The following is a 24,848-nucleotide window of genomic DNA, read 5'->3' on the forward strand; positions in this document are numbered from 1 at the left end:
CAGGAAGGAAGATGTTAGCATGACACAACCATATCCTCTGAAATTCCAGCCGGAGTTCAAAGAACGCGTCTGGGGAGGCCGGGCGCTGGAGAAATTCGGCCTTGACCTGCCGGAAGGCCATATCGGCGAAGGCTGGATGATTGCCGATCATCCGAACGGCACCTCCACGGTAGTCAACGGCGAGCTGGCCGGACAAGGCCTGGATGCCATCCGCGAGCAGTTCGGCCGTGAATGGTTCGGCAGCAAGGGCATTACAGAAGAAGGCGGAAGATTCCCGCTGCTCATTAAGCTGCTGGATTGCAACGACAACCTCTCCGTTCAGGTGCACCCTACGGATGATTATGCCGGACTGCCTAAGGGCGAGCTGGGCAAAACCGAAATGTGGTATGTGCTCGACGCCAAACCGGGCGCCAAAATCATCTACGGCCTGAAGGAAGGCGTAACCCGTGAGATGCTGAAGGACGCGCTGGAGAACGGAACCGTGATGGATAGCCTTCAGGAGGTTTCTGTAGCTGCCGGTGACTCCTTCTATATTCCTGCCGGGACCGTTCATGCCTTGTGCGCGGGTGTTGTTGTTGCGGAAATCCAGCAGAATTCGGACACTACATACCGGATCTACGATTACGACCGTCCGGGCCTGGACGGTAAGCCGCGTGAGCTGCATATCGAGGATTCCCTGAATGTGACCGCCTATGAAGGAGCAGGCGCAACTTCGATGAAGACCGATGGCGCCGTGGCGGGCGAATGGCTGCAGCTGGCCGCTTCTCCTTATTTTATCGTGGAAAAAGGTATTGTCTCCGGCGAATGGCAGCTTGCCACCACGGACGACAGCTTCACCATTCTCGTGATCTGCGAGGGCAGCGGCCATCTGATCTGGGACGGCGGCTCCCAGCCTTATGCGGCAGGTGAATGTTATCTGCTCCCTTCCAGCCTGGGCGCCTACAGTATTGAAGGACAGTCCACCGTACTGCGCTCTTATCTGCCGTAAGCAGGAGGATAGGCCATGACCGAGAACACCTTCACGATGACCGATCCGGTAGGGGTCCGTATTCATGTCTATGAATGGTTGCCGGAGGAGGGAACCGGTGTCCGGGGGATTGTGCAGATCTCGCACGGTATGTGCGAGACGGCAGCCCGTTATGCCCGGTTCGCTTCGGCGCTTACCGGCGCAGGTTATGCGGTCTATGCCAATGACCACCGGGGCCATGGCCTGACGGCCGGCAAGGTGAATCTGCTGGGCGACTGCGGGGAGGACGGCTTCACCTGGATGCGGCGCAATCTGCTGCAGTTGGCAGGTATAGCCCGCTCCCGGCATGAGGATGTGCCGATCTACCTCTTCGCCCACAGCATGGGCTCCTTTCTGGCCCAGAAGCTGATGTGCGAGGAAGGCCATGAGATCTACAGCGGCTTCATCCTCAGCGGCACCAACGGTCCCCGGAGCATGCTGCGGCTGGCGGAGTCCCTCTCGTCCCTTCAGCTGAGACTGCAGGGAGACCGCCACCGCAGTGTGCTGCTCAACGGCATGGTCTTCAGCACCTATAACCGTGCCTTCTCGCCTGTGCGGACAGCGTTTGACTGGCTGAGCAGCGACCCGGCTGAGGTCGACCGGTTCATCGCCGATCCGTTCTGCGGAGCGATCTGCACCACCCGGTTCTTCCGTGATTTCTTCCATTTGCTGCGGGAGCTGCACACCAAGTCCACCCTGCGGACCTTGTGCAGTGACAAGCCGGTCTACCTGTTCGCGGGCGAGAAGGACCCTGTAGGAATGAACGGACAGGGCATCAAGCGTCTGGCTGAGCTGTACCGGGAGCAGGGGCTGGAGGACGTTGAGCTGAAGCTGTATCCCGGCGGCCGGCATGAGATGCTGAACGAGGTCAACCGGGATGAGGTCACGGCCGATGTGCTGGACTGGCTCGCCCGCCATTTGCCTGCGGAATCCATGCGGCTTGAGCCTGCGGGTGATTAGCACCAAGACAGCAAACATAGGCACTCCGTCAAGTACGGGGGCCTCTGTTTATTTTATTCAAATTTAACTGGCGGCTTAACGTAAGCTTGCTGATATTTTTCAAAAATATTCCTTCAGCTTCTCGGTTAAAACCCGCTTATAAGCTTGAAGGTCATACGCAGAGTTATTTACTTTAGTCTTATGCATACTTAGCAGGTTGTAGATACGTTCCTCCAGCTTCCTTCTGCCCTTAAGAACCTGCACAGTTCCTTCTAAGCCCTGGTGGCCCTGTCTTAAGCCATACCCTTGGGTGGTGTAATACTGGATGAACCCTTCCGACCACTCCTCAGGTCTCTCGCACACAGCTTTGCGGAAAGCAGCTTCCAGATCGTCCTGTTCGACCACAATCAGCAGCGGATTCAAAGGCTTGATGATGGCCTCCAGCTCCAGAATGTAGCTTGTCATGTACTCTTCTGCTGCACCATTCTTGATCATGCCCATAGTTACAGGATTCTGGAGAAAAACGCAATCAAACACATACGTGTCCGGCCCCCGTAGCGCCTTCTCCGCACACTGCCGCCATTTGGCTGTAATCAGTTCTCTATGCTGAGCCAGTTGGAGTTCGTACACATCATTCCTGACAAAAGCATTCATCATTTCATGGGGTATACCTGGCCCGTATTCATTCAGTAATCTCCGGAATTCCACGAAGTAATGATTCCCCTGACAACTTGTATACTGGCTTAATAACGTTCTAAATTGTTCATGGGCATTCCATAGCGCGTCATATTCAACTTTTTCCAAAAAAGCAACACCATCGTAATCCGCCGGATGCGCCAGATTCCCTTCAAGGAAAAGTCGAGCTTCAATCCCCATCTCCGTAAGAATCTCATATACCAGCTGCGCTGTTGTTGACTTCCCGAAGCCGGGCAAGCCCTCGATTAAGATCAATTTTGGCTGTAATTGTTGTTTCATCTGTCATTCCTCCGTTCATGTTTTGGAGGATAGCAGATTAGGGACATAGAGATGCTGTTTCCGGTGGCAACAAAAAAGGATACCCCCAGGTATCCGCACGCAGCCGGTGTATGAACCCTTCGCCCTGCATACCCTGTAAGACTAACGAAAGTCATGCCTAAGAACCTAGTGATTCCCACTATGGCCGGCAAGCTGCCCGTCAATTTGTCCTTACAGAGTAATCCACATGATAGGGTGAAGGCTCCTTTGTTCGCATCTCTTTACTGATCGTAACACCTGGCATGGATAAATACAATTACGAATGGTGCATCTACCAAGGAACCACCTTAAGCTCCGGCCACTTCGATTTCCATTTCAGCGTCTTAGCTGCGTAGATATCCTCGCGGATCAGTGCCTTATTCGGACGCAGGATCAGGTCAAATAGATCGTTCAACCCAAATGGAGCGTAAATCTGCCAGTCACCGTTCAAGTCAAGCCGTGCTCCCAGAGAAGTCACCGTGGTTGGCCAGCTGTTAATTGCAGCTTCCAGCGATGTGTAAGGCTTGATCCCCAAACCAAATTTCTGCGGATACCAGAGATGAACCCGAGCCTGATTTTTGAGGTCTACCGGGATAGCAATATCCTTAAAAAGCTCTCTGCCCTTAGCAACCATCGCATCCTCAGCAGCATAACTCAAATCAGACGCATCATAGTAAACAATATCGATGTCACTAATTCCGTACCCCGGCGCCCGCCCGGTAAGCTCGTTCCACACCGTTTGCACCAGGCATCCTGCGCCAATGTAATAAGGGGACAGGGCCAAGCCTTGGGCACGCTTGAAAATATCCATTAGCAGTGCATCGCGGGTGAATAGCTCCGTAAGACGGCTATACATATCATCGCAACTATCCATCGCCCAACTCCCCCACATGCTCAGATGACAGCGGATATTGCATAATGAGCTGTGTTCCCTTGCTCCCGTTCCGCCGCAGGCCGTGATCCTGAAATCCGGCGCGGAGATATAGCTGACTGGCTGCGGTATTACGTTCATTCACAGCCAGCACAAGCTGCCGGGCTTCCGGGTAGTGGCGGCGGACAAAATCCGGCAGCAGCAACATCGCTGCCTTAGCGAACCCGCGGCCCTGGCTGGCGTAGTCCATCAGGAAAGCGCGCAGCAGAACTGCATCGGCATAGTCTGGAAAGAAATCAGTTATGCCTTCACCGGTGTGGAGGATGAAGAAGCCCACCGCCCGTTCTCCATGAGCAATAACCACTCCGGCCTTACCGGCATCCTCCTTGATATCCTGAAGCGTCTCCTCCGGCAGTCCGGTGAACTGCAACTGCTCCGCCGGAAGCTGAAAGCCAAGTAACTGGTCCCTGAACCGCTCCCCGTGCCCGTCACCGTACCTAAACAATGATATGTGCTGCTCCTGACTCAACTGTATGCCCCCCAAAGGTAACTTACTCCCGCTCATGCTGACTTGCGTGCCGCTCATTGTGTTCAGTTTTTCGATTACATTTGGACCACGCGCCCACACAGCGCCGCATGTGATCGGTTTTTCGATTACATGCGGCCCACAGGCCCACGCAGCGCCGAATGTGGTCGGTTTTTCGATTACATTTGCACCACGGGCCCACGCAGCGCCGAATGTGGTCGGTTTTTCGATTACATTTGGTCCACGGGCCCACGCAGCGCCGAATGTGGTCGGTTTTTCGATTACATTTGCACCACGGGCCCACGCAGTGCCGAATGTGGTCGGTTTTTCGATTACATTTGGACCACGGGCCCACACAGCGCCTCGCCCCTACAAAGGCAGCGTATAATATTGTGCCCGCTGGCTCTCGTCCTGCTGATACAGGACGATCAGCAGAGTGCGGCCCTCGCCTGCTCCCGGGTGAGGACCCGGCAGAGCCGACCTGCTCCCGGCGGCCACCGCCGTTGCAGCCGCAGGACCTTCACTCCCGGCAGCCGCCGAACGCGATGCTTCGGCCTTGCCTGCCGCAGCTGCTTCAGCCCCCGCCTCCGCGCCAAGCTCGCCGTCATAACGCAGCCCGCTGATCGACTCCAATACCGGCTCGAGCCGGAAGGGCAGCTCATCCAGCGCGATGAACTTTTGCAGCTCCCGCTCGCTGAGGCCGGCTTCGGCCAGCTTGGCCGAGATCAGCTCCGGCTTCCCGGCAAGCTGCTTCAGATACTTGGCCCAATCGGACTTCTCAAGGCCACCGTCCCACCAGATTTTACGCGGCTTGTACTTGTGGCCCAGGAAATAGTCCAGCTTCATCAGTCCGGTGATAATCTCCATCGACGGCGTTCCCCGGTCGGTCAGGAACGCCTGCAGCCGGGTGAACAGATCCTCCAGCTGATGCCCGATCTTCTGCCAGCCCCGCGCCTCCCAGTAATCGCCGAACTCCTGGAAGAAATCGAACGGGGACGGGAAGACATGGCGGATCAGATACTTCACCGAATGGTCCAGCCGGTGGGCATTCCAGTATTTCTCCAGCACATCCTCCAGCCGCTTCAGCCGGATGATATCGCCGAAAGGCATCACATGGCTGCTGAGAATCTCATACGGTGCATGTTCCATGTACGTATAATCGTATTTGGCGGCCTGGGCGCGCAGTCCGGTGCCGCGCAGCATTTTGAGAAAGCCCAGCTGCAGCTCCTCCGGCTCCATCGCGAATACATCATTGAACGTCTTGCGGAAGGTGGGATAATCCTCCATCGGCAGGCCGGCGATCAGATCGAGATGCTGGTCGATGTTGCCGCTGGCCTTGATCTTCATCACAGTACGCGACAGCTTGGCGAAGTTCTGGCGGCGCTTGACCAGTTCATTAGTCTCATCATTGGTGGACTGGACGCCGATCTCGAAGCGGAAGACGCCCGGAGGGGCGTTCTCAGCCAGGAAATCCAGCACCTCGGGACGCATAATGTCGGCGGTAATCTCGAACTGGAACACGCACCCCTGATGGTTGTCGATCAGAAAGCGGAACATCTCCAGCGCATAATTGCGGTTGATATTGAAGGTGCGGTCCAGGAACTTAATGACCTTCGCCCCGCCTTCAATCAGGTAGAGCAGATCAGACTTCACCCGCTCAATATCATAATAACGCACGCCCACCTCAATGCTGGACAGGCAGAACTGGCAGTTGAACGGACACCCCCGGCTGGTCTCAAAATACACAATCCGCTTGCTCAGCTCCGGCAGATCCTCCGGGAAGCGGTGCGGGGTCGGAAGAGTGTTGAGATCGCTTTTGGGACGGGGCGGGTTAACGATCAGTTCTTCGCCCTTACGATAAGCGGCACCGTAGACGAAATGATACTTCTGTTCATCCCGGATCTCCTGCAGCAGATGGTGGAAGGTCTCCTCCCCGTCACCATTCACGATGAAGTCCACTCCAGGCTCCCGCTTCATCCAGTACAGCGGCTCATAGGACACCTCCGGCCCGCCCAGCACAATCTTCACTTCAGGCAGCACCTGCTTGAGAATGCCGACCAGCTTGATCGTCTCCTCAATGTTCCAGATGTAACAGGAGAAGCCGATCACATCGGGCTGCTTCTGGTACAGGTCCGACACGATATTCATCGCAGGGTCTTTGATGGTATATTCCGCCAGCAGAATATCTTGGAACTCATGCTCGCTATATGCTTTCAGCAGCCGGATGGCCAGTGAGGTATGAATATACTTGGCGTTTAAGGTGGCCAGGACAATTCTCATGCTGCATAACCCTCTTTACATTTCATTTTGAAAAAACTCCAGGAACGCCTTGCCGTACTTCCGGTACTTCACTTCCCCGACACCCTTCACTCTCAGCATCTCGCTTTCTGTCTGCGGACAAACCACACTCATCTCGCGCAGCGTCGCATCATTGAAAATGATGTACGACGGCACATGCTCGCGCCCCGCCAGCTCGCGGCGGATCAGGCGCAGTTGCTCGAACACCGTCTCGTTGACCGCCGACGGGGAATGATCCCGGCTGCGGCGGCGGTCCCGCGTGCCGGAGGTGACCAGCGTCCGGGCCACGCGCTGGTGCACCTGGCGCTGGCCGCGCAGCACCTCGGCCGCGAGCGGCTGCAGCCGGACGACCGGATACTGGCCCTCGGACAGGGCCAGATACCCTTCCGAGATCAGCACATTGATGCTCTCGGTGATCTCCTTCTCACTGCGGCCGGACATCGCGCCGTGGGTCGGCAGCTTCTCGAAGCCGTACTGCAGCACCTTCTGGTTGCGCGAGCCCTTCAGCACCGAGGAGACCAGGGCCACGCCGAAGCGCTCCCGCATCCGGTGGATGCAGGAGAAGATCTTCTGCGCATCCACGGTCATATCCACCAGCTCCCGCTCATCGGTGCAGGAGCTGCAGATGCCGCACGGCTCGTCCCCGTGCTCCTCGCCGAAGTAATCCAGCTGCGCGCTGCGCAGGCAGCGGGTCGTATAGCAGTAATCGATCATCTGCTGGAGCTTGCGGTATTCATTGGCCTTGCGCTCCGGGTCCTGCGGGTTCTGCTCGATCAGGAACTTCTGGGTCATGATGTCCTGCGCGCTGAACAGCAGGATACACTCACTCGGCTCGCCGTCGCGCCCGGCGCGGCCGGCCTCCTGGACATAGGCCTCCATATTCTTCGGCATATTGTAATGAATGACGTACCGGACATTGGACTTGTCGATCCCCATCCCGAAGGCATTCGTGGCCACCATGACACGGATATCGTCATAGAGGAAGCCCTCCTGGCTGTCCGCCCGCTCCTGGTCATTCATCCCGGCATGGTAGCGCCCGGCGGCCACGCCTGCCGCCTGGAGCCGCTGGAAGAGGTCGTCCACCTCCTTGCGGGTGGCGGCATACACAATCCCCGGCTGATGGGCGTGCTGCGCCGCATAATCCAGCACGAACTCGCGTTTGTTCTCGCCGCGCAGCACCGACATCGCCAGATTATCGCGGCCAAGGCCGGTCATGAACACGCCTGGCTCGCGCAGACGCAGCAGCCGGACCATATCCTCCATGACCTCCGGTGTAGCGGTAGCGGTGAACGCCGCCAGAATCGGGCGCTGCGGCAGCTGCTCGACGAACGGGGCAACCGCCAGATAACTGGTACGGAAGTCGTGGCCCCACTGCGACACGCAGTGCGCCTCATCCACCGCCACACAGGAAATATTCAGATCTGCCATCTCCAGGCGGAACCAGTCCAGCTCCAGCCGCTCGGGAGCGACATAGAGCAGCTTCAGCTCGCCCCGGCGGGCGGCACGGATGCGCTCATTCACTTCCTTGCCGCTCAGGGTGCTGTTGATGTAGGCAGCCGCAATGCCTGCCGTAGTCAGGGCATCCACCTGGTCCTTCATCAGCGAGATCAGCGGGGAGACCACCAGGGTCAGTCCCGGCTGCAGCAGCGCCGGCACCTGATAACAGATGGATTTGCCGCCCCCGGTGGGCAGAATGCCCAGCGTATCGCGGCCTTCCAGCAGATTGTTGACAATCCGCTTCTGGCCTTCCCGGAAATCGGGATAGCCGTAATATTTTTGCAGGGCAGCCTGTGCCTGTTCCATGATTGTTCCTTGCATCTCCATATCTCTTCTAACTCCTTAGGGCATGTCTACCTATTAGATTACATAAAAACCGCCTGTTCAAGCAACACTCTATATAGATTCAATCCATTCTTTCTATTAAGGAGGGCAACCGATTGCAGGACTGGACAGATAAGTATACCTCCTACTTACACAAGCAGCAGACCCCGCCGCCGCAGGCGGATCGTGGCGCCAAACTTACAGGGGAGCTGCAAAAGGATCTGCAGCTGCTGCTGGCCCGGCTAGGGGAGAATGGCGACCTGGTGGTACGAGACTTCCGGCTGCTCGGCGCGCACCCGGCTGCAATCGTCTTCTTCTCTTCCCTCGTGAATATGGAGCAGGTGCGGGAGTATGTGCTTAAGCCCTTGATGGCCAATGCCCCGGGCCAGCCGGAGCTTCCCGGAAACACTGACGGCATCATTCCTTATCTCTGGAACACGGTGGTCGAGGTGACCCAAGGCACTGCTTCTACAGACCTGGCGGAGCTTCCTCCAGCGGCAGTGAAGGGCGACCTGATTCTGCTGATTGACGGAGTTCCCGAAGCGCTCCGCATGGAGATGCGCCAGATTGATATGCGCGGCGTGGAGCAGCCCCAGACCGAGCAGGTGATCCGGGGGCCCCGTGAGGGTTATGTAGAGAAGCTGGAGAATAATCTCTCGCTGCTGCGCTACAGGCTGCAGAGCACAGACCTGCGGATCGAGATCAGCCCGCTGGGAACCCGTACCCAGTCCAGGGTCGCTCTATGTTATATCGACGGCATTGCGGACAGCAGCCTGGTGGCCGAAGCGATGCGCCGCATCTCGCTGATTCAGACCGACGGCATTCTGGATGCCGGATACATCGAGCAGTTCATCGAGGATCAGCCGCTCTCTCCGTTCCCGCAGGTCCAGAGTACAGAGCGGCCGGACAAAACTGCAGCCGCCCTGCTGGAAGGCCGGGTCGCGATTCTTGTAGACGGCTCGCCGTTCGCCCTGATTGTGCCCGCCCTCTTCAATCAATTCTTCCAGACTGTAGACGATTATACAGAGCGGTTCATTATGGGCAGCCTGATCCGCCTGATCCGGCTGATTGCCCTGGCGTTCTCACTGTTCTTTCCGGCGTTATACGTATCTGTCATCTCATACAATCCCGAGCTGCTGCCTACGGACTTCGCGGTGGCCATCTCCGGCGGGCGGGCAGGTGTGCCGTTCCCCGCTGTGCTGGAGGTGCTGATCATGGAGGTCTCCATGGAGGTGCTGCGGGAAGCGACGATCCGTCTGCCGCAGATGATTGGCGGGGCCTTGTCTATCGTAGGTGTTCTTGTAATCGGCCAGGCAGCCGTGGGCGCCGGGCTGGCCAGCCCGATCACGGTGGTCATCGTCGCGCTGACGACCATCGGCTCGTTCGCCACCCCAGCCTATAATGCCGCCATTGCCCTGCGGATGCTGCGGTTTCCGCTGATCGTCCTGGCCGGGATGTTCGGCCTGTACGGGGTCATGATCGGCACGATCCTCATTCTGAACCATCTGCTCTACCTGGAGTCCTTCGGGGTGCCCTATATGACCCCGTATATTCCGGGCAAATGGCGGGATCTGAGGGACACTCTGGTGCGGGCTCCGCTGTGGTGGATGCGCCGCCGCCCGAGCTTCCTGCATCCGCAGGACCCGGATAGGCTGTCCGCCAGTGTTCCTTCCCGGGAAGTGGACGGGATTCTTAGACAGGGGGATGGAACCGATGACTAATCCGCACCAGATTACCACCCTGCGCGCAGCCGCTGTAATGAGCAGTACGATTATCGGCGTAGGTATTCTCAGCTTTCCCCGCTATATGGCCGAAGCCGGCAATACCAGCGCTCCCTTAATCGCATTAACCGGCGTACTGATGTCCTTCATAAGCTACTGGCTGCTGGCAGCCCTGTGCCAGCGTTTTCCCGGAGAGACCCTGTTCATCTTCAGCCGCCGGCTGCTCGGAGCACCGCTTGCCACGTTCTTCACCGTGCTGATTATGCTAATGTTCATTGCATTGACCGGTCTCACCGTCCGCCAATTCGGGGATGTAGCCACAACCGTGCTGTACAAAAAAACACCGATTGAAGCAACGATTATACTGATGCTGCTCACAAGTCTGCTCTCCTCCAGACGCGGTGTGGTGAAGTTCTCCTATATCCATTTCTTCTACCTGCCGCTGATTGTCGGCTCCATTCTCGTGACCATTCTGATCTCGCTGAAAAACGTGGATCTGCTCAATCTCCAGCCTGTCCTGATGCCCCCATCCCTCCATTTCTGGAGAGGTGCTCGGGAAGCCAGCTATCTGTTCCAGAGCTCCTTCGTCATCGTGCTGCTGATTCCGTTCATGGAGAAGCCGGGTCATGCCGTGCGGGCAGGAGCCCTGGCTATATTCATGTCCGGGGTGATCTATCTGCTGATTGTGATTGCTTCCATAGGAATGTTCGGGGCAGAGGAGACCAAGCTGCTGATCTACCCCACCCTTGAGATGGCCCGCTCGGCAGCCTTCGGCGAGGGATTTCTGGAGCGGCTGGATGCCCTCTTCATTATTATCTGGGTTATCTCTGTCTTCACGACCATTTACACCACCTGCTATATCTCGGCCTATCTGCTTCAGAAGCTTCTACGCCTGCGCGACCGGCGGATGGCCTCCAGCGCGCTGCTGCCCGTCATATTCATCATATCCATGCTGCCCTCCAATGTCTTTGAATCCTACCGCTGGGCTCTGCAACTGGGCCAGGCCGGCATGATTCTGATTCCCGGCTACAGCTTGCTGTTATGGGGAGTCCATCTGGTCAGAGGACATGGGAAGAAGGTGGCTTCATGAATAGACGGCTGCCGAGAATGGTTGCCCTGTTCATTATGCTCTCTCTTGCCGCCCTCCTGCTCAGCGGATGCTGGGACCAGGTGGAGATTGAGGACCGCGCGCTTGTCCTGGGTCTGTCCATTGACAAGATTCCTGCAGATGAGGATATCAGTCCAAAGGACCGGGTGACCCATCTCAGCGATGACCATCTGCCGGCTGAGATGATCAGCGTCACGGCACAGATTGCCGTTCCTGGCCGGGTTCCGCTTGGCCCCGGTACCGGCGGCGGGAGCGCAGGGGACAGCAAGACCAGTCCCGTCTGGGTGGTTACTGTGCAGGGACTTTCGCTTGATGATGCCATGAACAACCTGCAGCAGCAGATTGCGGACCCGCGTTACCTCGTCCATCTGCGGGTGATCATCATCAGCGAGGAGGTGGCCCGTGACAGCCTGGAGGAGCTGAACGATTACCTCCGGCGCAACCCGGAGATCCGCCGCCGGACCTGGCTGCTCGTCTCCGAGGGCCGCGCATCGGCCTTCATGGACGTCAATCCGCCGCTGCAGCGTGTCCCGACACTCTATATTTTGTCGATGATGGAGAAATCGGCCGCCTCCGGCAAGTTCCCCCGGGATTATATCGGCTCCTTCTGGTCAGCGGATTCCAAGTGGGGACAGAGCCCTTATCTGCCCTATGTCGCCCTGCGCAACAAGGATAATATTCTGATTAAGGGGCTGGCTTATTTCAGCGGCGGCACTATGGCCGGGAAGACTGCTCCGATTGAAATCGGCGGTTTCATGGCGATGCAGGGCATGGACCCCGGCGGCTACTCCACCCTGCTGCACATAAGGGAGCTGGGAATCGTCATGACCAAGATCAATGAACGCTTCACCCGGACCCGGAGCGAGATCAAGGAGGGTAAGCCTCATCTAATCTATGAAATCTTCCTTGAAGGGGATTTGGATGAGCATTACGACAGCGGTACCCCTGTTGATACTCCCGGCAAGCTGCATACGATTGAACGGGATTTCGAACAGCAGATACAGACTGTGCTGCAGGAACTGGTTAAGCAGACCCAGCGGGATCATTCAGATATTTTTGGAATGGGTGAAATCATCAGAAGCCACCATCCCGCCTATTGGAAAGAGCATATTCACAGCAAGGAGGACTGGGAGAGTCTGTACAGCAGCGTCGGTGTGGATATCAGGCTGACCCTGCATCTCCGCAGAGTGGGACTCAAGGAGAAATAAGGAGGAATGCGTTATGATTCGGGTCATGGGAACCGCTGCCGGGCTGCTCATGTTCTGTGCCCTGCTGCTCCTGACTGTAGATTACAGGATTTACAGCAATAGAGGCTGGATACGGGAGCAAAAGTCAGCCCGGCTGCTCGCCTGGGGCTACGGCCTCCTCTCCCTGCTGATCTTCCTGGGTATAGTGATTTATATCTAGAGCGCCTGCCGCCCGCGTAGTATTTCTTCCCGGCCCATGGTATATTGAAGAGTACAATATTACAGGACGGAGAATGCCAGCATGAATACAAGAAGAAATTCCAAAGACGGCGCCAGACGGGGCGCCAAGCCCCCGGCAGGAGCCAAGACGCAGAACCGGGCAGCCGCCGGCAGCCGGGGAAGCAAGCCTGCGGGCCAGAGACAGGCCGCCAGACCGTCTGCCTCAGCCAAGCCTGCTGCACTCAAGACCTATATGGTAAATGAGCCTGCGGAATTGCTTGCCTTCTTGCTGAAGACGGTTCCAGGCAAGGGGCGCAATGCCATCAAATCGATGCTCTCACGCGGGCAGATTGCAGTGAACGGGAAAACCGTGACCCGCCATGACCACCCGCTGCAGCCCGGCCAGACGGTGACGGTGGATCAGGAGAAGCGTGCGGAAGCCAAGGAGCTGTTGGGCCTGACCATCGTCCATGAGGATGATGATATCATCGTGATTCAGAAGGACGCCGGACTGCTGTCCATTGCTACCGGGGAAGACAACGAGCTTACAGCATACCGCCAATTGATGGAGCATGTCCGGCAGGCGAATCCGAAGAACCGTGTCTACGTCGTACACCGGCTCGACCGCGATACCTCCGGCGTCATGATGTTTGCCCGCAGCGAAGCGGTACAGCAGGCGCTCCAGAATAACTGGAAGGAGACCGTCAAGGAACGGTCTTACACTGCGCTTGTCGAAGGCGCCGTCAAGAAGCCTGAAGGCACGATCAGCTCCTGGCTGAAGGAGACCTCTACGCTGAAGATGTACTCCAGCCCGCATCAGGGCGACGGGCTTCATGCGGTTACCCGCTACAAGCTGATTCAGGCGAACCGCCACTTCTCGCTGCTGGAGGTGCACCTGGAGACCGGGCGGAAGAATCAGATCCGGGTCCACATGTCAGACATCGGGCATCCGATCGCCGGCGACAAGAAGTACGGGGCACAGACCAAGGCAGTCGGCCGTCTCGGACTGCATGCGCGTGTCCTCTCGTTCGTTCATCCTACTACAGGGGAGCTTCTGACCTTTGAAAGCCCGATTCCGAAGACGTTCCTGAAATACACCGCACCGGCTCCGACGAATTGAGTCCGGTGCTTATCCACAGCAGACAAGGCACCCGCGAGGGTGCCTTGTCTTTGGTATAATACTGCGGTACATCCGTTATCTCCTAATTGTCAGTCAACCTTGCCGCCTTCCACTACCAGTTCGTCAGTATAGCCTTCGCCATACACTTCATTTAATGTGTCAGTATAGGCCTGATGTATGAACTTCTCTTTGCCCAGATTCTCAAGCTCACTATTGATCCAGTTCAGCAGCTCGGTGTTGCCCTTGGCCACCGCAGGCGCAATCGTATCCTGCCCGCCGAAGGCCGGAATGCTTACGGTGAAGCCGGGGTTGGATTTGGCCCAGGCGATCAGCTCGGTGTTATCGTTGGCAATCGCCGCACCCCGTCCGTCTTTGAGCGCTGCAAAAATCTCCGTATACTGATCAAATTTCAGCAGCTCAATCTCCGGGTATTGTTTGGTGAAATAGGTCTCTGCTGTGGTCCCCTTGGCAACGATAAGCTTCTTGCCCTTCTCCTTCAACTGGTCGATAGAGGTAACCGGCGCACTGTCCGGGGAGACGATGCCGAAGGACAGCTTCATATACGGGTTGGCAAAATCCACCTTCTCCTTGCGTTCGTCGGTAACGGTGAAGTTCGCCATAATAATATCCACCTTGTTGGATTCCAGGTAGGCGACGCGGCTGGCCGCATCGACCAGAACGAATTCTGCCTTGGATTCATCACCCAGCAGGTCCTTGGCGAATCTTTTGGCAATATAGACATCGAAGCCCTGATTCTTGCCGTCCGCATCGACATAGCCAAACGGCGGCTTATCCGCGAACACTCCGATCCGCACCTTGCCATCCTTCTTGAGCTGTTCAATTGAAGCGAACTTGGAGGCTGCATATCCTGAACTATTACTCTTGTTATCCGAATTCCCGCATGCGGTTAAGCCCGCCAGCAATAAGCCCGCCGCCATTAGTGATACTGCCCATTTCAAACGTTTTCCCATTTCTCTTCATCCCCTGTTTTCTGTAAATTTTAGTATTGAAATATATCCAGAAAGTGCTGTGCACGCTCTGTCGCCGGCTCAGTGAAGAATTGCTGCGGCTCCGCAATCTCGCAGATGCTTCCTTCATCCATAAACACAATCCGGTCCCCCACGGATCTGGCGAAGCCCATCTCATGCGTCACAATAATCATCGTCATGCCCTGCTCTGCCAGTCCCAGAATGACATCAAGTACTTCGCGCACCATCTCAGGGTCAAGCGAAGCGGTCACTTCATCGAACAGCATAATCTCAGGGTTCATACAGAGAGCCCGGACAATCGCAATCCGCTGCTTCTGGCCGCCGGAGAGCTGCCGGGGGTACGCATCCTTGCGCTCCAGCAGTCCGACCCGCTCCAGCAGTTGTTCTGCCTGCCGCCGGGCTTCTTGAGGCTCTCTCTTTTGTACCTTGAGCGGCCCCAGCAGAATGTTGCCGAGCACAGTCATATGCGGAAACAGCTCATAATTCTGAAACACCATTCCGATACGCTGCCTGACCTCCCGCCAGTCCACTCCGGGGCCGGCCAGGTCCTGGCCATGGTAGCTGATTTTTCCGCCCTGCACCGGCTCAAGCCCGTTAAGACACCGCAGGAGCGTGCTTTTTCCGCAGCCGGAGGGACCGAGGATAACAATCACTTCCCCTTTGGATACCTGCAGGTCAATGCCTCTAAGCACCAGCCGCTCTCCGTAGCTCTTCTGCAGCCCCTCAATCTCCAGTAACCGTTCACCGCTCGTTGTCATGAGTCATCGTTCCTTCCTGACGGCTAGTTCTGCCATCTGCGTTCCACTCTCCGGGAAATCAGGGACAGCGGAAAGCATACAGCGAAATACAGGATAAAAATAAATCCGTACACCCAAAATGAAGCATTCGGTGCCTTAATTACCCCAAGCTCGATAATCTGCTGCCCGATCTTCACCACTTCGATCACCCCGATCAGCACCACAAGCGAGGTGGTCTTGATCATCCGGGTTGCCAGATTAATTGCCCCCGGCACCATTCTGCGGACCGCCTGGGGGATAAGAATATAGCGGTACAGCTGCATCCGGCTAAGCCCCAGCGCCGCGCCCGCCTCCTCCTGATGCTTCGGCATGGACTGGAGCGCCCCCCGTACAATATCGCCGATCTCGGCTGCCCCCCACAGGCTAAATACCAGAATGGCTGTCGTCTCTCCGCTAAGATCGATATGTAATAGAGGCGTGAAGCTGAAGTGCACCACATAGAGCCAGACCAGGATCGGGATAATCCGGAAAGCTTCAAGATAGAACCGCAGCACGGCCTGGAGCGGTTTCACCTTCAATGTCCGCAGCATTCCCATCGCTATGCCCAGCACCGTCCCGATCACAATCGAAATCAGAGAGATTTCAATGGTAACCAGCAGCCCGCCAAGCAAACGCTCAAAGTTCGAGCCTTCGAACAGCACCTCAATCCCCGAATTCCGCATATCGTACCTTCCTCTCCAGCCAGCCCAGCACTACGGACAGAGGCAGCACCAGGATCAGATAGGCCGCCACCAGCAGCAGCAGCGACTCGGCCGTTTTGTAGTGCATCCCGATCAGATCCTTCGCCACATTCATCAGATCCATCAGAGCGATAGCCCCGACCACCGAAGTCTCCTTCAGAAGAAAAATGACATTGGCCCCAAGCGAAGGTATGCTGATCGCAAAAGCCTGCGGCAGGATTACATATCTGGCAAGCTGGGTCCGGGATAACCCGATGCTTAACCCTAACTCCACCTGGGTCCGGCTGACCGCCTCCATCCCGCCGCGGAACGCCTCCGTCATATAACTTCCCCCCAGGAAGGTCAGCCCGACGATGGCACAGGTTACCTCACTCATGTGGAGGCCGATCTTGGGCAGACCGTAATACAGGAAAAAGAGCTGCACCAGCAGCGGCGTATTTCTCGACAGCTCAATGTAGGCCTGAATCAGAAGACTAAGGCCCCGCACTTTGTAATACAGAATAACGCTGAAGATCAGCCCTACCATTGACGAGAAAATAATTGCCCAGAACGCGAGCTTCAGCGTCAGCCACATCGCGTCGCCATAGAGCGGAAGACTGTCTTCAATAAACTTCCAATCTAAATTCATTTCCCTTCACATTCCTTCTGTTTCCTCGGGGAGACCTGTGCTTAATATTTTAAATTCTTACCAAAACCTCCCATACTGTGGTACTCATCTTATTCATATAATACCTAGTTGTCAACTATGTTTTTATGTTTTTCACTTTTTTTCCGGTCTCATGTTACAATACAAAGAAACATTAGAAGGTGCGCCTGTGTTCCACCCTACGATTTTTGACAATATCAAGGTTGCCTTGGAGAACCAGCTCTATGATTACGATAATCTGGACGAACTCCTTGTAATTACAGACCGTTCCGATCTGCTCGACCTTGCGCTGATGTCGCGGGAATTCAGCCTCGCCTTCAAGCTGACTGGAGGCAATCATGTAACGGCCGGAATTGTGCTCCGCTCCACCGTGAAGGAGCTTAGCGATGAGATTCTGGAGACTCCGGGCGGGCGGCCCGGCTGCACGCTGACCTTGCATTTTGATATGGAGATTCAAGATGTGGAGGTGCAGTGTCCGGCGGTTGAGGAGATTCTGAACAAGATCTGGGGGCCTGAGCTCCGGCCTGTGCAATCCCTCCGCTTCCGCTATGGCGGGGATGAAACGGTCTATCTGAATCATGTAGAGCTTCAATTCCGCCGCCTGCTCACGGAGGACCAGATGGAGGATCTTCCCGGGCTGCTGAATTATCTGCTGCTCAGCACAGAGGAACTGGAAAAGCTATTCAATCTGTAAGCGGGGTGAACTGCACATGAGCTTCCTGCCTTCCGCCCGTTCGGGCCGCTGGCTGGCCTGGGGTGCCGGTTATGCATTGATTTTGTGGCTGCTGCTGATTCTGCACCGGTTCGTGCTGCTGGGAGATGAATTTAATCTTACCCTCTGCGTGCGCTGGGCTATTCTGTCGCTTATATTCTCCGCTATTGTCAACGGCTTCGGCTGGCTGGGGGCGCGTCTGCTATGGGTGATTACCACAGCCGGAATTGTGGTGGGCCTCTGCTTCATGTATCTGACCACCTACCGGGACATGTCAGGCTGGGAGGATCTTGCGGGCTTTCTTGCCTTTTGGGTATACTCTTTGGGCGGGCTGGCGCTGGGTTTGATTGCAGAGGGCATCAGGCTGCTGGTGTTATATATGCGCAGGCGCTAATTTTAGCTGAGGATGCCGTAACCTTTCGGGTTGCGGTTTTTTTAATATGTTTTGGGGTCCCCGCAAAGTACCTGAGTCATCATCGATGCTATAGCTACACTTTGTGGGATTATTTTGCAGCTTTTTTGTCGTATTGCTACACACTTTGGACGCTTTGGGTAATTTCTGTACACCTGCGGGCTTTTGCAGATACCTTCCACAGTGCGGCTGGATTACACTCGGTTCAGGTTCAGTAATCAAGTTATCCTATGGAGGCGGTAAGCAGTGAGAAGAGAGTATGGCAATGAGCAGGTGTATTTTGTCGGCGGCGGTCTGGCCTCGCTTGCAGGTGCAGTCTATCTGGTGCGGGATTGCGGCTTCCCCGGCCGTAACATTCACATTCTGGAGGAAATGAAGATCCTTGGGGGCAGCAATGACGGGGCTGGCGATGCGGAGCACGGCTATGTGATCCGCGGCGGGCGGATGCTGAACGATGAGACCTATGAGAACCTGTGGGAGCTGCTCGGCACGATTCCCTCCGTGGATCAGCCGGGCCTGTCGCTGCGGGAGGAAATTACACAGTTCGATAATGCCAATCCCACCCGCTCCAGAGCACGCCTGATCGACAGCACGGGCGAGATTCAGGATGTCAGCTCCATGGGCTTCGATATGGCCGACCGGCTGGCGATGGGCAAGCTGCTGATTACACCGGAACCAGCCTTGGGCGTAACCCGGATTAATGAATGGTTCGCCCCGCATTTCTTCACCACGAATTTCTGGTATATGTGGGCTACCACCTTCGCCTTCCAGCCTTGGCATAGCGCGGTTGAGTTCAAGCGGTATATGCTCCGCTTCATGCATGAGTTCCCGAGAATCCAGACGCTCGAAGGCGTCACCCGCACCCCTTATAACCAATATGATTCGATTATTGTTCCGCTGCATCAATATCTGGAGCCGCTGGGCGTAGACTTCACCCTGAAATGTACCGTCACCGATCTGGAATTCAAGGATGGCGATGGTATTACAGTAACCGCAATGAACGTCGTTCGTGATGGCACGGAGGACACGATCCGGATTCATGAGGGCGACCGGGTGATCATTACCAACGGTTCGATGACTGAAGGCTCCAGCCTCGGGTCTATGACCTCCGCCCCCGGCCTGAACCGCAGCAAGGGCAGCTCTTGGAAGCTATGGGAGACATCACTGCGAAGAAGCCGGGGCTGGGGAACCCGTCCTCCTTCGCCGATCATGTGGATGAATCCAAATGGGAATCCTTCACGGTGACCTTCCAGGACTCCAAGTTCTTCGATCTGATGGAGAATTTCACCCGCAACCGGGCAGGTACCGGCGCACTCGTAACGTTCAAGGATTCCAGCTGGTTCATGTCGGTCGTGCTGGCGTTCCAGCCGCATTTCCGCAACCAGCCGGAGCATGTCCAGGTATTCTGGGGATATGGGCTCTACCCGGACAAGATCGGTGATTATGTACACAAAAGAATGTGCGACTGCACCGGCGAAGAGATTATGGAGGAGCTGCTCGGCCATCTGCATTTCGAGGCGCATAAGGAAGAGATCATGGCTACTGCCAACTGCATTCCTTGCATGATGCCGTATATCACCTCACAGTTTATGCCGAGACTGACCAGCGACCGTCCGCAGGTTGTGCCGGAAGGCTCCACCAACCTGGCCTTCATCGGGCAATTCTGCGAGATCCCGGACGATGTCGTCTTCACGGAGGAATATTCCGTGCGGGCCGCCCGGATCGCTGTCTACACGCTGTTCGGCGTGAATCGCCCGGTAGAGCGGATCAGCGATTACCCGCATGATGTGCGCACGCTGTTCTCCAGTGTGATTACCTCGTTCCGGTAAAGACTGAGCCAGTTGCCGCGACGTTGCTCGCCCGGAGTTTTATCCGCAATCTGTACGAAACAAAAACCCCTGCTGCATGAACTTCATGCGGCGGGGGTTTGGTGCGTCCATTTGTTGCAGAATTGCCAGGAAGGGCCAGTGACGGCGGGAATGCCGCACTTTTAGCCTGTTTCGACTAGGACTCAGCCTACTGACGGGTGAAACACGCTTATGCGGACTCCGGTGCGCTTATTTGTATCAAATCAGCTTTTGCGGCAGCGTTGCGGACTCCAGTGCGCTTAACTGCCGAAAATCCGGCAACTTCGCCTCCAAAACCCCTGCATAACGTCCTCTGAGTCCGGAAAACGCTCAAAATGGCCTTTTGGCGCAAAATAGGGGAACTGTAGTCCGTAACAGACTCGGTTCGTCCCGGCGAAGCATGCAGCAACGCTTACCGGAGCCTGCCGCAGCTCTAATTGCAGTCCTTTCGCAATCAGATACTGCAGGAGCCGTCATCGCAGCCGTCGGCAGACGGTGCTCCTTCGGACTTCGGCTGGCCGACCACCTGAAGCTCCGGTCCCTTCTGCTCCTCCGCCCATACCGTCTCCAGCACTTCAGTGAAGACCGGCCCCGGCTGTGCGCCGGATACGGCGTACTTATTATTGAAGACGAAGAACGGGACACCGGTGATATTCAGCTGCCGGGCAGCTTCAATATCCGCCTCAACCCGGTCGCCGTATGCTTCACTGTCGAGCACCTCCGCCACTCCAGCCTGATCAAGTCCAACCTCGGCGGCCAGCTCAGCCAGCACCTTGCGGTCACCCACATTCAGCGAATCGGTGAAGTAAGCGCGCAGCAGCCGTTCGGTCATCTGCGCAGCCTTACCTTCGGTAGCGGCATAATGGCTCAGGCGGTGAGCATCGAACGTATTGGTGGACTGAATCGTATCAAAATGGAAGTCCAGTCCCACTCCCTGCGCTTGCTCGGCAAGCTGGGCATTCATCGCTTTGGCCTTGTCACGGGTCATTCCGTATTTGGCGGCCAGCAGCTCGTGGATGTCTCTCGTCTCATCGGTGCGCGCATTCGGGTCGAGCTGGAAGCTGCGGAAGACAACCTCTACCTGATCCCGGCCGGGGAATTGGCTCAGTGCGTGCTCCAGCCGTCTTTTGCCGATATAGCAGAAGGGGCAGGCATAGTCAGACCATATATCAATTCTCATCGGAATTCCTCCTGAAGGTTGTTATTTTCACTTACTATTATATAGTTATAAACCGAAAATTACAAACAAACTTTCTGAATATAGAAATGCAGTCGCGGACAAAAGTAAACGAAAGTGGTATATACGTGCTGCAGCCGGGCCGGGTAAAATAAAAGCAGCTAAAGGGCGCTGCGCCCCTATTACCAACGGACGGTCTATGGCGTCCCGGAAGGAGTCAATGGCAAATGCATGACCTGTCGATAGTCATTCCTACACGCAACCGGATCAGCGACCTTACGCTCTGCATAGAGTCCATCGGCAGGCAGACGGGACTGGATGATATCTCTATTGAGCTTCTGATTGTGGATGACGGCGAGATGGAGGAGCAGGTGCTGGAGTATTTCCGCCAGGTGCTAGGGCGTCTGCCGGATGCAGAGCTGCGGTATTACCGCAAAACCAGCCCCGGCGTCTGGCTCTCCCGCTACGAAGCGCTCGGGCTGATCGACGGCGAAATTATGCTCAGCTTCGACGATGACGCAGAGCTGGACGACCCGTCCTATATCCGCAAGCTGATGGACACCTACGCGTCAGATCCTTCCATTGCTGGCGTTGGCGGCATCGCCAAAGGTCTCACCAGCAGCAGATCCGGCAAGCTGCTCGGCAGGCTGACCTGTCAAATGTCGGCTTCTCCGGGCCGGTTATCGGCCAGCACACTGGCAGGTTCCCTGCTGCTGTGGGGGGAGACGGAGCAGACGTTTGAGACGGACTTTTTTCACGGCTGCAATATGTCCTTCCGCAGCTCGGCACTGCGCGATATGAAGCCGTACCCCTGGATGACCAGCTACGCGGTGGCGGACGATATCTACATGTGCCAGTTAGCCGGGAAGTACGGCAAGCTGGTGATTAACCCGGAGCTGAAAATCATGCATCATGAATCGCCCAGCTCGCGCGACAAGGCAGGACGGGTGGCCCGGGCCACTGCCGTTAATCACTATTATCTGCTGAACCTGCGCAAGGCTCCAGTGAAGAATTATGCCGCTCTGCTCTGGACTCTGACTTATCTCACCGTTAAGTCTACCCTTAAACGGAACTTCAATGCCGTCTCCGGCTACGTCAGCGGCATCCTCTTCGTGCTCAACCCCCGCAAGAACAAGTACAGGGAGTTTATGCTGGATTAAGTAAGGGTTAACGCAAATAAGGGTGCCTCAGACAGCCGCTTCAACACAGCCTCTGTGGCACCCTTTTAATACTTTTATACAGTATAGCCGAAGCCCAGGATTGTGAAGCTCTTGTCCTGATCTCCCTCCACCATCCAGATCTCAACGACATGCTCCCGGCTCTGCTGCTCCTGATATAGAATGACTGCGTTGCAATGCGTCCAGTTATTCACATGCGGATCAGCTGTCAGGACGGGCTGGCCGTCAACGAGCACCTCCGCCTTGCCCACCTCCGCGCTGCCCGAATCCTTGAACACCAGGATCAGATTCCGGCTCGTCAGCTTCAGCTTGAAGCTCTCGCCGCCCGAGGAAGCGGTATGCTGCCAGTTATGCGGGAATTGCGGAGTGCCTGACGGGTTATCATCCATCTCCACCATCTGCACATCCTCATCCGTTTCTGCAAAGCCTCCTGCTTCTATAGTAACCGGGGTACCTGCCTGGCTCAGATCGCTGTTGCGGTCAAGCAGCCGGACACCCACAAAATCATTGCCGATCACAGGTGGCCCCGCAAGCGTATCTTCCTCCTCTTCGCCCATCGGCCACTGTCCGGCTTCAGAGAACAGATAGGCCAGGCAGTCTGCCATCACCTGATGCCCGTCGTTCGTAGGATGGTAGATGTCGTAGAAGAATTGTCTTTTGGAGATGATATTCCCTTCCGCCTTGCTGAGCCGGAACTGCTCTGTTACCGCATCCTTGACGCTGACCATAGGGAGATTATAACGTCTGCCTACCGGGGAGAGACGCTCCTGCAGGTTCCAGTCATTGACGAACACACTGAACAGCAGAACAACCGCCGGCCGGTTCGGAGCAGACAGAATGTTGAGGCACAGGCTTTCATAACAATTGCCCTTCGTCTCGTCTCCTTCATCATTCACGGCAAATTCGACAATCACAATGTCCGGGGCAGCCGCTCCATCCTTCAGCACATCCCGCTCGTAGCGGATCATACCCAGCTCGGACGGCGTTCCGCCTACCCCGGCCTTGATGAAATGAATGTTCTCACCGCCATCCTTGCCGTACAGCTCCTGGAATCGCAGATACGATTGATAGGCATAACATTCCGTATGAATCGGCTTGGCTCCGGCCCCCTGCGTAATGGACCCGCCGATGTAGGCAATGGTCACATCCTCACCGCGCGCCGCCTTGTCAATCGCGGTCTTCAGCCGCCGGTTGTTGCCGCGGTGCAGCAGCGAACCGGCAATCATCTTACGGTAGGCCGGAGCGCTGAAGTCAACCGGCGGCTCCGCTGTCAGCTCAGGGGCATGATACCCGTCATGCAGGTAGAGAACAATGCTGGCCGTTGCCAGCTGCCCTTCCTCATCGAACTCGAAGGCAAATTTTCCCGGAGCCATATCATCCCCGGACCACCCGATGTCTTCCAGCGTAAGCAGAAGCTCAGTTCCATCTCCCGGGCAGGCCACGCGATACTGCGTCCCTGTCTCATATTTGCTGGTCCGGCCCCAGTTTTGCATCAGAAAAATGACCGCTGCGTCTTCCCTCGCCGTCTTCACCGACACGCCGATGCTGTGAACCAGCTTGCGGAAGCCCTCCCAGGTTGTGAGCATCTTCAGCATCTCTTCATCCGTAACCCCGCCTATGTATCTGGCCTTATCGATCAGATAGTTGCCCTCCAGATATACCTCCTGCGAGGGCTTGCTGTCCGGCCGGGCCGTGGCTTCAATCGCCGTCTCGAACATAACGAAGAAGCCTTCCCGCCGCTCTACCGGATCTTTGGGTGCTGCCGGGCCACCTTGTCCGCCAAGCCCCTTGCTGCTGTTGCTATCACTCATCGCCATCTTCCTTCCCACCTTATCGTTGCAGAATGCCTGTAGAAATGAACAGCAGCATATGCTCTTTGATCTGCTCCTGGTCCAGGGGCTCATGGGATTTGTTCCATTCCATCGTCAGGGCCAGATACATCCGCAGAATCATGAATGCCGCGACACTGGAATCGCAGGGCTTCACCTCGCCTTGGCTGACCGCCTCCTCGATCTGCTGCCTCAGGAAATCCAGCGCATACGCTTCCATCCGCTTGACTCCTTCCAGCGCCTGAGCCGTCCCGATATCCCGGACCTCCTGGGCCAGCTTCGCGAACAGCTCATGATCCTGGCGGAATTCGAGAATCGAGTCCAGCAGATGCAGCAGCTTATTCACGAAGGTAGAGTGCTCCGCTGCCACACTGTTCATCACAGACGTTAACTCCGACGTAGCCTTACCCAGAATTTCCTCGAACAGCTCCTCCTTGGTTTTGAAAAAGGTATAGATGGTGCCTTTGCCCACATTAGCGATTCTCGATACCTGATCCATCGTTGTAGCCTTGTAGCCGAATTGAACGAAGGACAAGGTAGCCGCCTGCAGGATCAGCGCCTTGCGGTCAATGGACATAAATCCAGCTCCTTTCTTCGGGCAGCAATGCCCCGTATTGACTAATTTAATTTTCCGGTCACATAACCCCCTCAATTTACCATGCCATCAGGGCAGAAGACAACTTTTTATGGGAAAATAGTGCCCCCTCTCCCCCCGGGAAACGGCGCTTCTCCCGCAAAATGTCACCAAATCAGTATCCCTCACCGTTCGTTC

The 24,848-nt window shown here is 56.1% G+C and carries 23 protein-coding genes and 1 pseudogene; 12 read left to right on the forward strand and 12 right to left on the reverse strand.

Features of this window, described 5'->3' with window-relative positions; translation table 11 throughout:
* Positions 1-19: 19 nt before the first annotated feature.
* Positions 20-988 (forward strand): type I phosphomannose isomerase catalytic subunit, encoded by a 969-nt coding sequence (locus K1558_RS27010; protein WP_238655073.1) that lies wholly within the window; start codon positions 20-22, stop codon positions 986-988.
* 15 nt (positions 989-1,003) lie between these two features.
* Complete coding sequence (locus K1558_RS27015) at positions 1,004-1,966, forward strand: alpha/beta fold hydrolase (protein ID WP_238655074.1); 963 nt, start codon at positions 1,004-1,006, stop codon at positions 1,964-1,966.
* 99 nt (positions 1,967-2,065) lie between these two features.
* Here K1558_RS27015 and K1558_RS27020 read toward each other — a convergent pair whose 3' ends face one another.
* The 3 genes from K1558_RS27020 to K1558_RS27030 form a co-directional block, all read right to left on the reverse strand.
* On the reverse strand, positions 2,066-2,920 hold the full coding sequence (locus K1558_RS27020) for a P-loop NTPase family protein (RefSeq protein WP_238655075.1): 855 nt from the start codon (positions 2,918-2,920) through the stop codon (positions 2,066-2,068).
* Positions 2,921-3,230: 310 nt separating this feature from the next.
* Positions 3,231-3,812 (reverse strand): nucleotidyltransferase family protein, encoded by a 582-nt coding sequence (locus K1558_RS27025; RefSeq protein WP_238655076.1) that lies wholly within the window; start codon positions 3,810-3,812, stop codon positions 3,231-3,233.
* Positions 3,805-4,314, reverse strand: a complete 510-nt coding sequence (locus K1558_RS27030) for a GNAT family N-acetyltransferase (RefSeq protein ID WP_238655077.1) — start codon at positions 4,312-4,314, stop codon at positions 3,805-3,807. Before K1558_RS27030 ends, K1558_RS27025 begins: the two co-directional genes overlap by 8 nt.
* 58 nt (positions 4,315-4,372) lie before the next feature.
* Here K1558_RS27030 and K1558_RS27035 point away from each other — a divergent pair, with 58 nt between their 5' ends.
* Positions 4,373-4,723, forward strand: coding sequence for a hypothetical protein (locus K1558_RS27035; protein WP_238655078.1), 351 nt, complete (start codon positions 4,373-4,375; stop codon positions 4,721-4,723).
* Here K1558_RS27035 and K1558_RS27040 read toward each other — a convergent pair.
* Positions 4,705-6,615: a B12-binding domain-containing radical SAM protein gene (locus K1558_RS27040; protein ID WP_238655079.1), complete on the reverse strand. Its 1,911-nt coding sequence runs from the start codon at positions 6,613-6,615 to the stop codon at positions 4,705-4,707. The two genes, K1558_RS27035 and K1558_RS27040, sit on opposite strands and share 19 nt — an antisense overlap.
* 15 nt (positions 6,616-6,630) lie before the next feature.
* The gene (gene recQ / locus K1558_RS27045) at positions 6,631-8,457 is read right to left on the reverse strand and encodes a DNA helicase RecQ (RefSeq protein ID WP_238655080.1); all 1,827 of its coding nucleotides are present in this window, start codon (positions 8,455-8,457) and stop codon (positions 6,631-6,633) included.
* 113 nt (positions 8,458-8,570) lie between these two features.
* On the opposite strand from recQ, the gene K1558_RS27050 reads away from it, so the two are divergent.
* The 5 genes from K1558_RS27050 to K1558_RS27070 all read left to right on the forward strand — a co-directional run bounded on the left by K1558_RS27050 (position 8,571) and on the right by K1558_RS27070 (position 13,809).
* Positions 8,571-10,175 (forward strand): spore germination protein, encoded by a 1,605-nt coding sequence (locus K1558_RS27050; protein WP_238655081.1) that lies wholly within the window; start codon positions 8,571-8,573, stop codon positions 10,173-10,175.
* Positions 10,168-11,265, forward strand: a complete 1,098-nt coding sequence (locus K1558_RS27055; protein WP_238655082.1) for a GerAB/ArcD/ProY family transporter — start codon at positions 10,168-10,170, stop codon at positions 11,263-11,265. Before K1558_RS27050 ends, K1558_RS27055 begins: the two co-directional genes overlap by 8 nt.
* Positions 11,262-12,491 (forward strand): Ger(x)C family spore germination protein, encoded by a 1,230-nt coding sequence (locus K1558_RS27060; protein ID WP_238655083.1) that lies wholly within the window; start codon positions 11,262-11,264, stop codon positions 12,489-12,491. Before K1558_RS27055 ends, K1558_RS27060 begins: the two co-directional genes overlap by 4 nt.
* 13 nt (positions 12,492-12,504) lie before the next feature.
* The gene (locus tag K1558_RS27065; RefSeq protein WP_238655084.1) at positions 12,505-12,690 is read left to right on the forward strand and encodes a CLC_0170 family protein; all 186 of its coding nucleotides are present in this window, start codon (positions 12,505-12,507) and stop codon (positions 12,688-12,690) included.
* An 81-nt stretch (positions 12,691-12,771) separates the two neighbouring features.
* Positions 12,772-13,809 carry an RluA family pseudouridine synthase gene (locus K1558_RS27070; protein ID WP_420800473.1) on the forward strand — a complete coding sequence of 346 codons (1,038 nt, stop codon included), beginning with the start codon at positions 12,772-12,774 and terminating at the stop codon, positions 13,807-13,809.
* 89 nt (positions 13,810-13,898) lie between these two features.
* Here K1558_RS27070 and K1558_RS27075 read toward each other — a convergent pair whose 3' ends face one another.
* Genes K1558_RS27075 through K1558_RS27090 form a run of 4 tightly spaced genes read right to left on the reverse strand, consistent with a single transcriptional unit; the run spans position 13,899 to position 16,903 of the window.
* Positions 13,899-14,780 (reverse strand): cysteine ABC transporter substrate-binding protein, encoded by an 882-nt coding sequence (locus tag K1558_RS27075; RefSeq protein WP_238655085.1) that lies wholly within the window; start codon positions 14,778-14,780, stop codon positions 13,899-13,901.
* 29 nt (positions 14,781-14,809) lie between these two features.
* Entirely contained in the window at positions 14,810-15,556 is a 747-nt protein-coding gene (locus tag K1558_RS27080; RefSeq protein ID WP_238655086.1) for an amino acid ABC transporter ATP-binding protein, read from the reverse strand.
* Positions 15,557-15,579: 23 nt separating this feature from the next.
* Complete coding sequence (locus tag K1558_RS27085; RefSeq protein ID WP_238655087.1) at positions 15,580-16,257, reverse strand: amino acid ABC transporter permease; 678 nt, start codon at positions 16,255-16,257, stop codon at positions 15,580-15,582.
* Positions 16,238-16,903, reverse strand: coding sequence for an amino acid ABC transporter permease (locus tag K1558_RS27090; RefSeq protein ID WP_238655088.1), 666 nt, complete (start codon positions 16,901-16,903; stop codon positions 16,238-16,240). Before K1558_RS27090 ends, K1558_RS27085 begins: the two co-directional genes overlap by 20 nt.
* A 187-nt stretch (positions 16,904-17,090) precedes the next feature.
* On the opposite strand from K1558_RS27090, the gene K1558_RS27095 reads away from it, so the two are divergent.
* The 3 genes and pseudogenes from K1558_RS27095 to K1558_RS27105 all read left to right on the forward strand — a co-directional run bounded on the left by K1558_RS27095 (position 17,091) and on the right by K1558_RS27105 (position 19,874).
* Positions 17,091-17,615: a hypothetical protein gene (locus K1558_RS27095; RefSeq protein WP_238655089.1), complete on the forward strand. Its 525-nt coding sequence runs from the start codon at positions 17,091-17,093 to the stop codon at positions 17,613-17,615.
* Between the two features lie 16 nt (positions 17,616-17,631).
* Positions 17,632-18,027: a hypothetical protein gene (locus K1558_RS27100; protein ID WP_238655090.1), complete on the forward strand. Its 396-nt coding sequence runs from the start codon at positions 17,632-17,634 to the stop codon at positions 18,025-18,027.
* Between the two features lie 342 nt (positions 18,028-18,369).
* A pseudogene (locus K1558_RS27105) lies at positions 18,370-19,874 on the forward strand (oleate hydratase).
* A 472-nt stretch (positions 19,875-20,346) separates the two neighbouring features.
* On the opposite strand, the gene K1558_RS27110 reads toward K1558_RS27105, so the two are convergent.
* Complete coding sequence (locus tag K1558_RS27110; RefSeq protein WP_238655091.1) at positions 20,347-21,072, reverse strand: DsbA family oxidoreductase; 726 nt, start codon at positions 21,070-21,072, stop codon at positions 20,347-20,349.
* Between the two features lie 224 nt (positions 21,073-21,296).
* On the opposite strand from K1558_RS27110, the gene K1558_RS27115 reads away from it, so the two are divergent.
* The gene (locus K1558_RS27115; protein WP_238655092.1) at positions 21,297-22,229 is read left to right on the forward strand and encodes a glycosyltransferase family A protein; all 933 of its coding nucleotides are present in this window, start codon (positions 21,297-21,299) and stop codon (positions 22,227-22,229) included.
* A gap of 74 nt (positions 22,230-22,303) precedes the next feature.
* Here the strand turns inward: K1558_RS27115 and K1558_RS27120 are convergent, their stop codons facing one another.
* Both K1558_RS27120 and K1558_RS27125 read right to left on the reverse strand, forming a co-directional pair.
* A complete protein-coding gene (locus tag K1558_RS27120; protein ID WP_238655093.1) occupies positions 22,304-24,064 on the reverse strand; it encodes an SGNH/GDSL hydrolase family protein in 1,761 nt (586 codons plus the stop codon).
* Between the two features lie 13 nt (positions 24,065-24,077).
* A complete protein-coding gene (locus K1558_RS27125) occupies positions 24,078-24,653 on the reverse strand; it encodes a TetR/AcrR family transcriptional regulator (RefSeq protein WP_238655094.1) in 576 nt (191 codons plus the stop codon).
* Positions 24,654-24,848 lie beyond the last annotated feature (195 nt).

The sequence above is a fragment of the Paenibacillus piscarius genome (genome assembly GCF_022234545.1).
Taxonomy (GTDB): domain Bacteria; phylum Bacillota; class Bacilli; order Paenibacillales; family Paenibacillaceae; genus Paenibacillus_AQ; species Paenibacillus_AQ piscarius.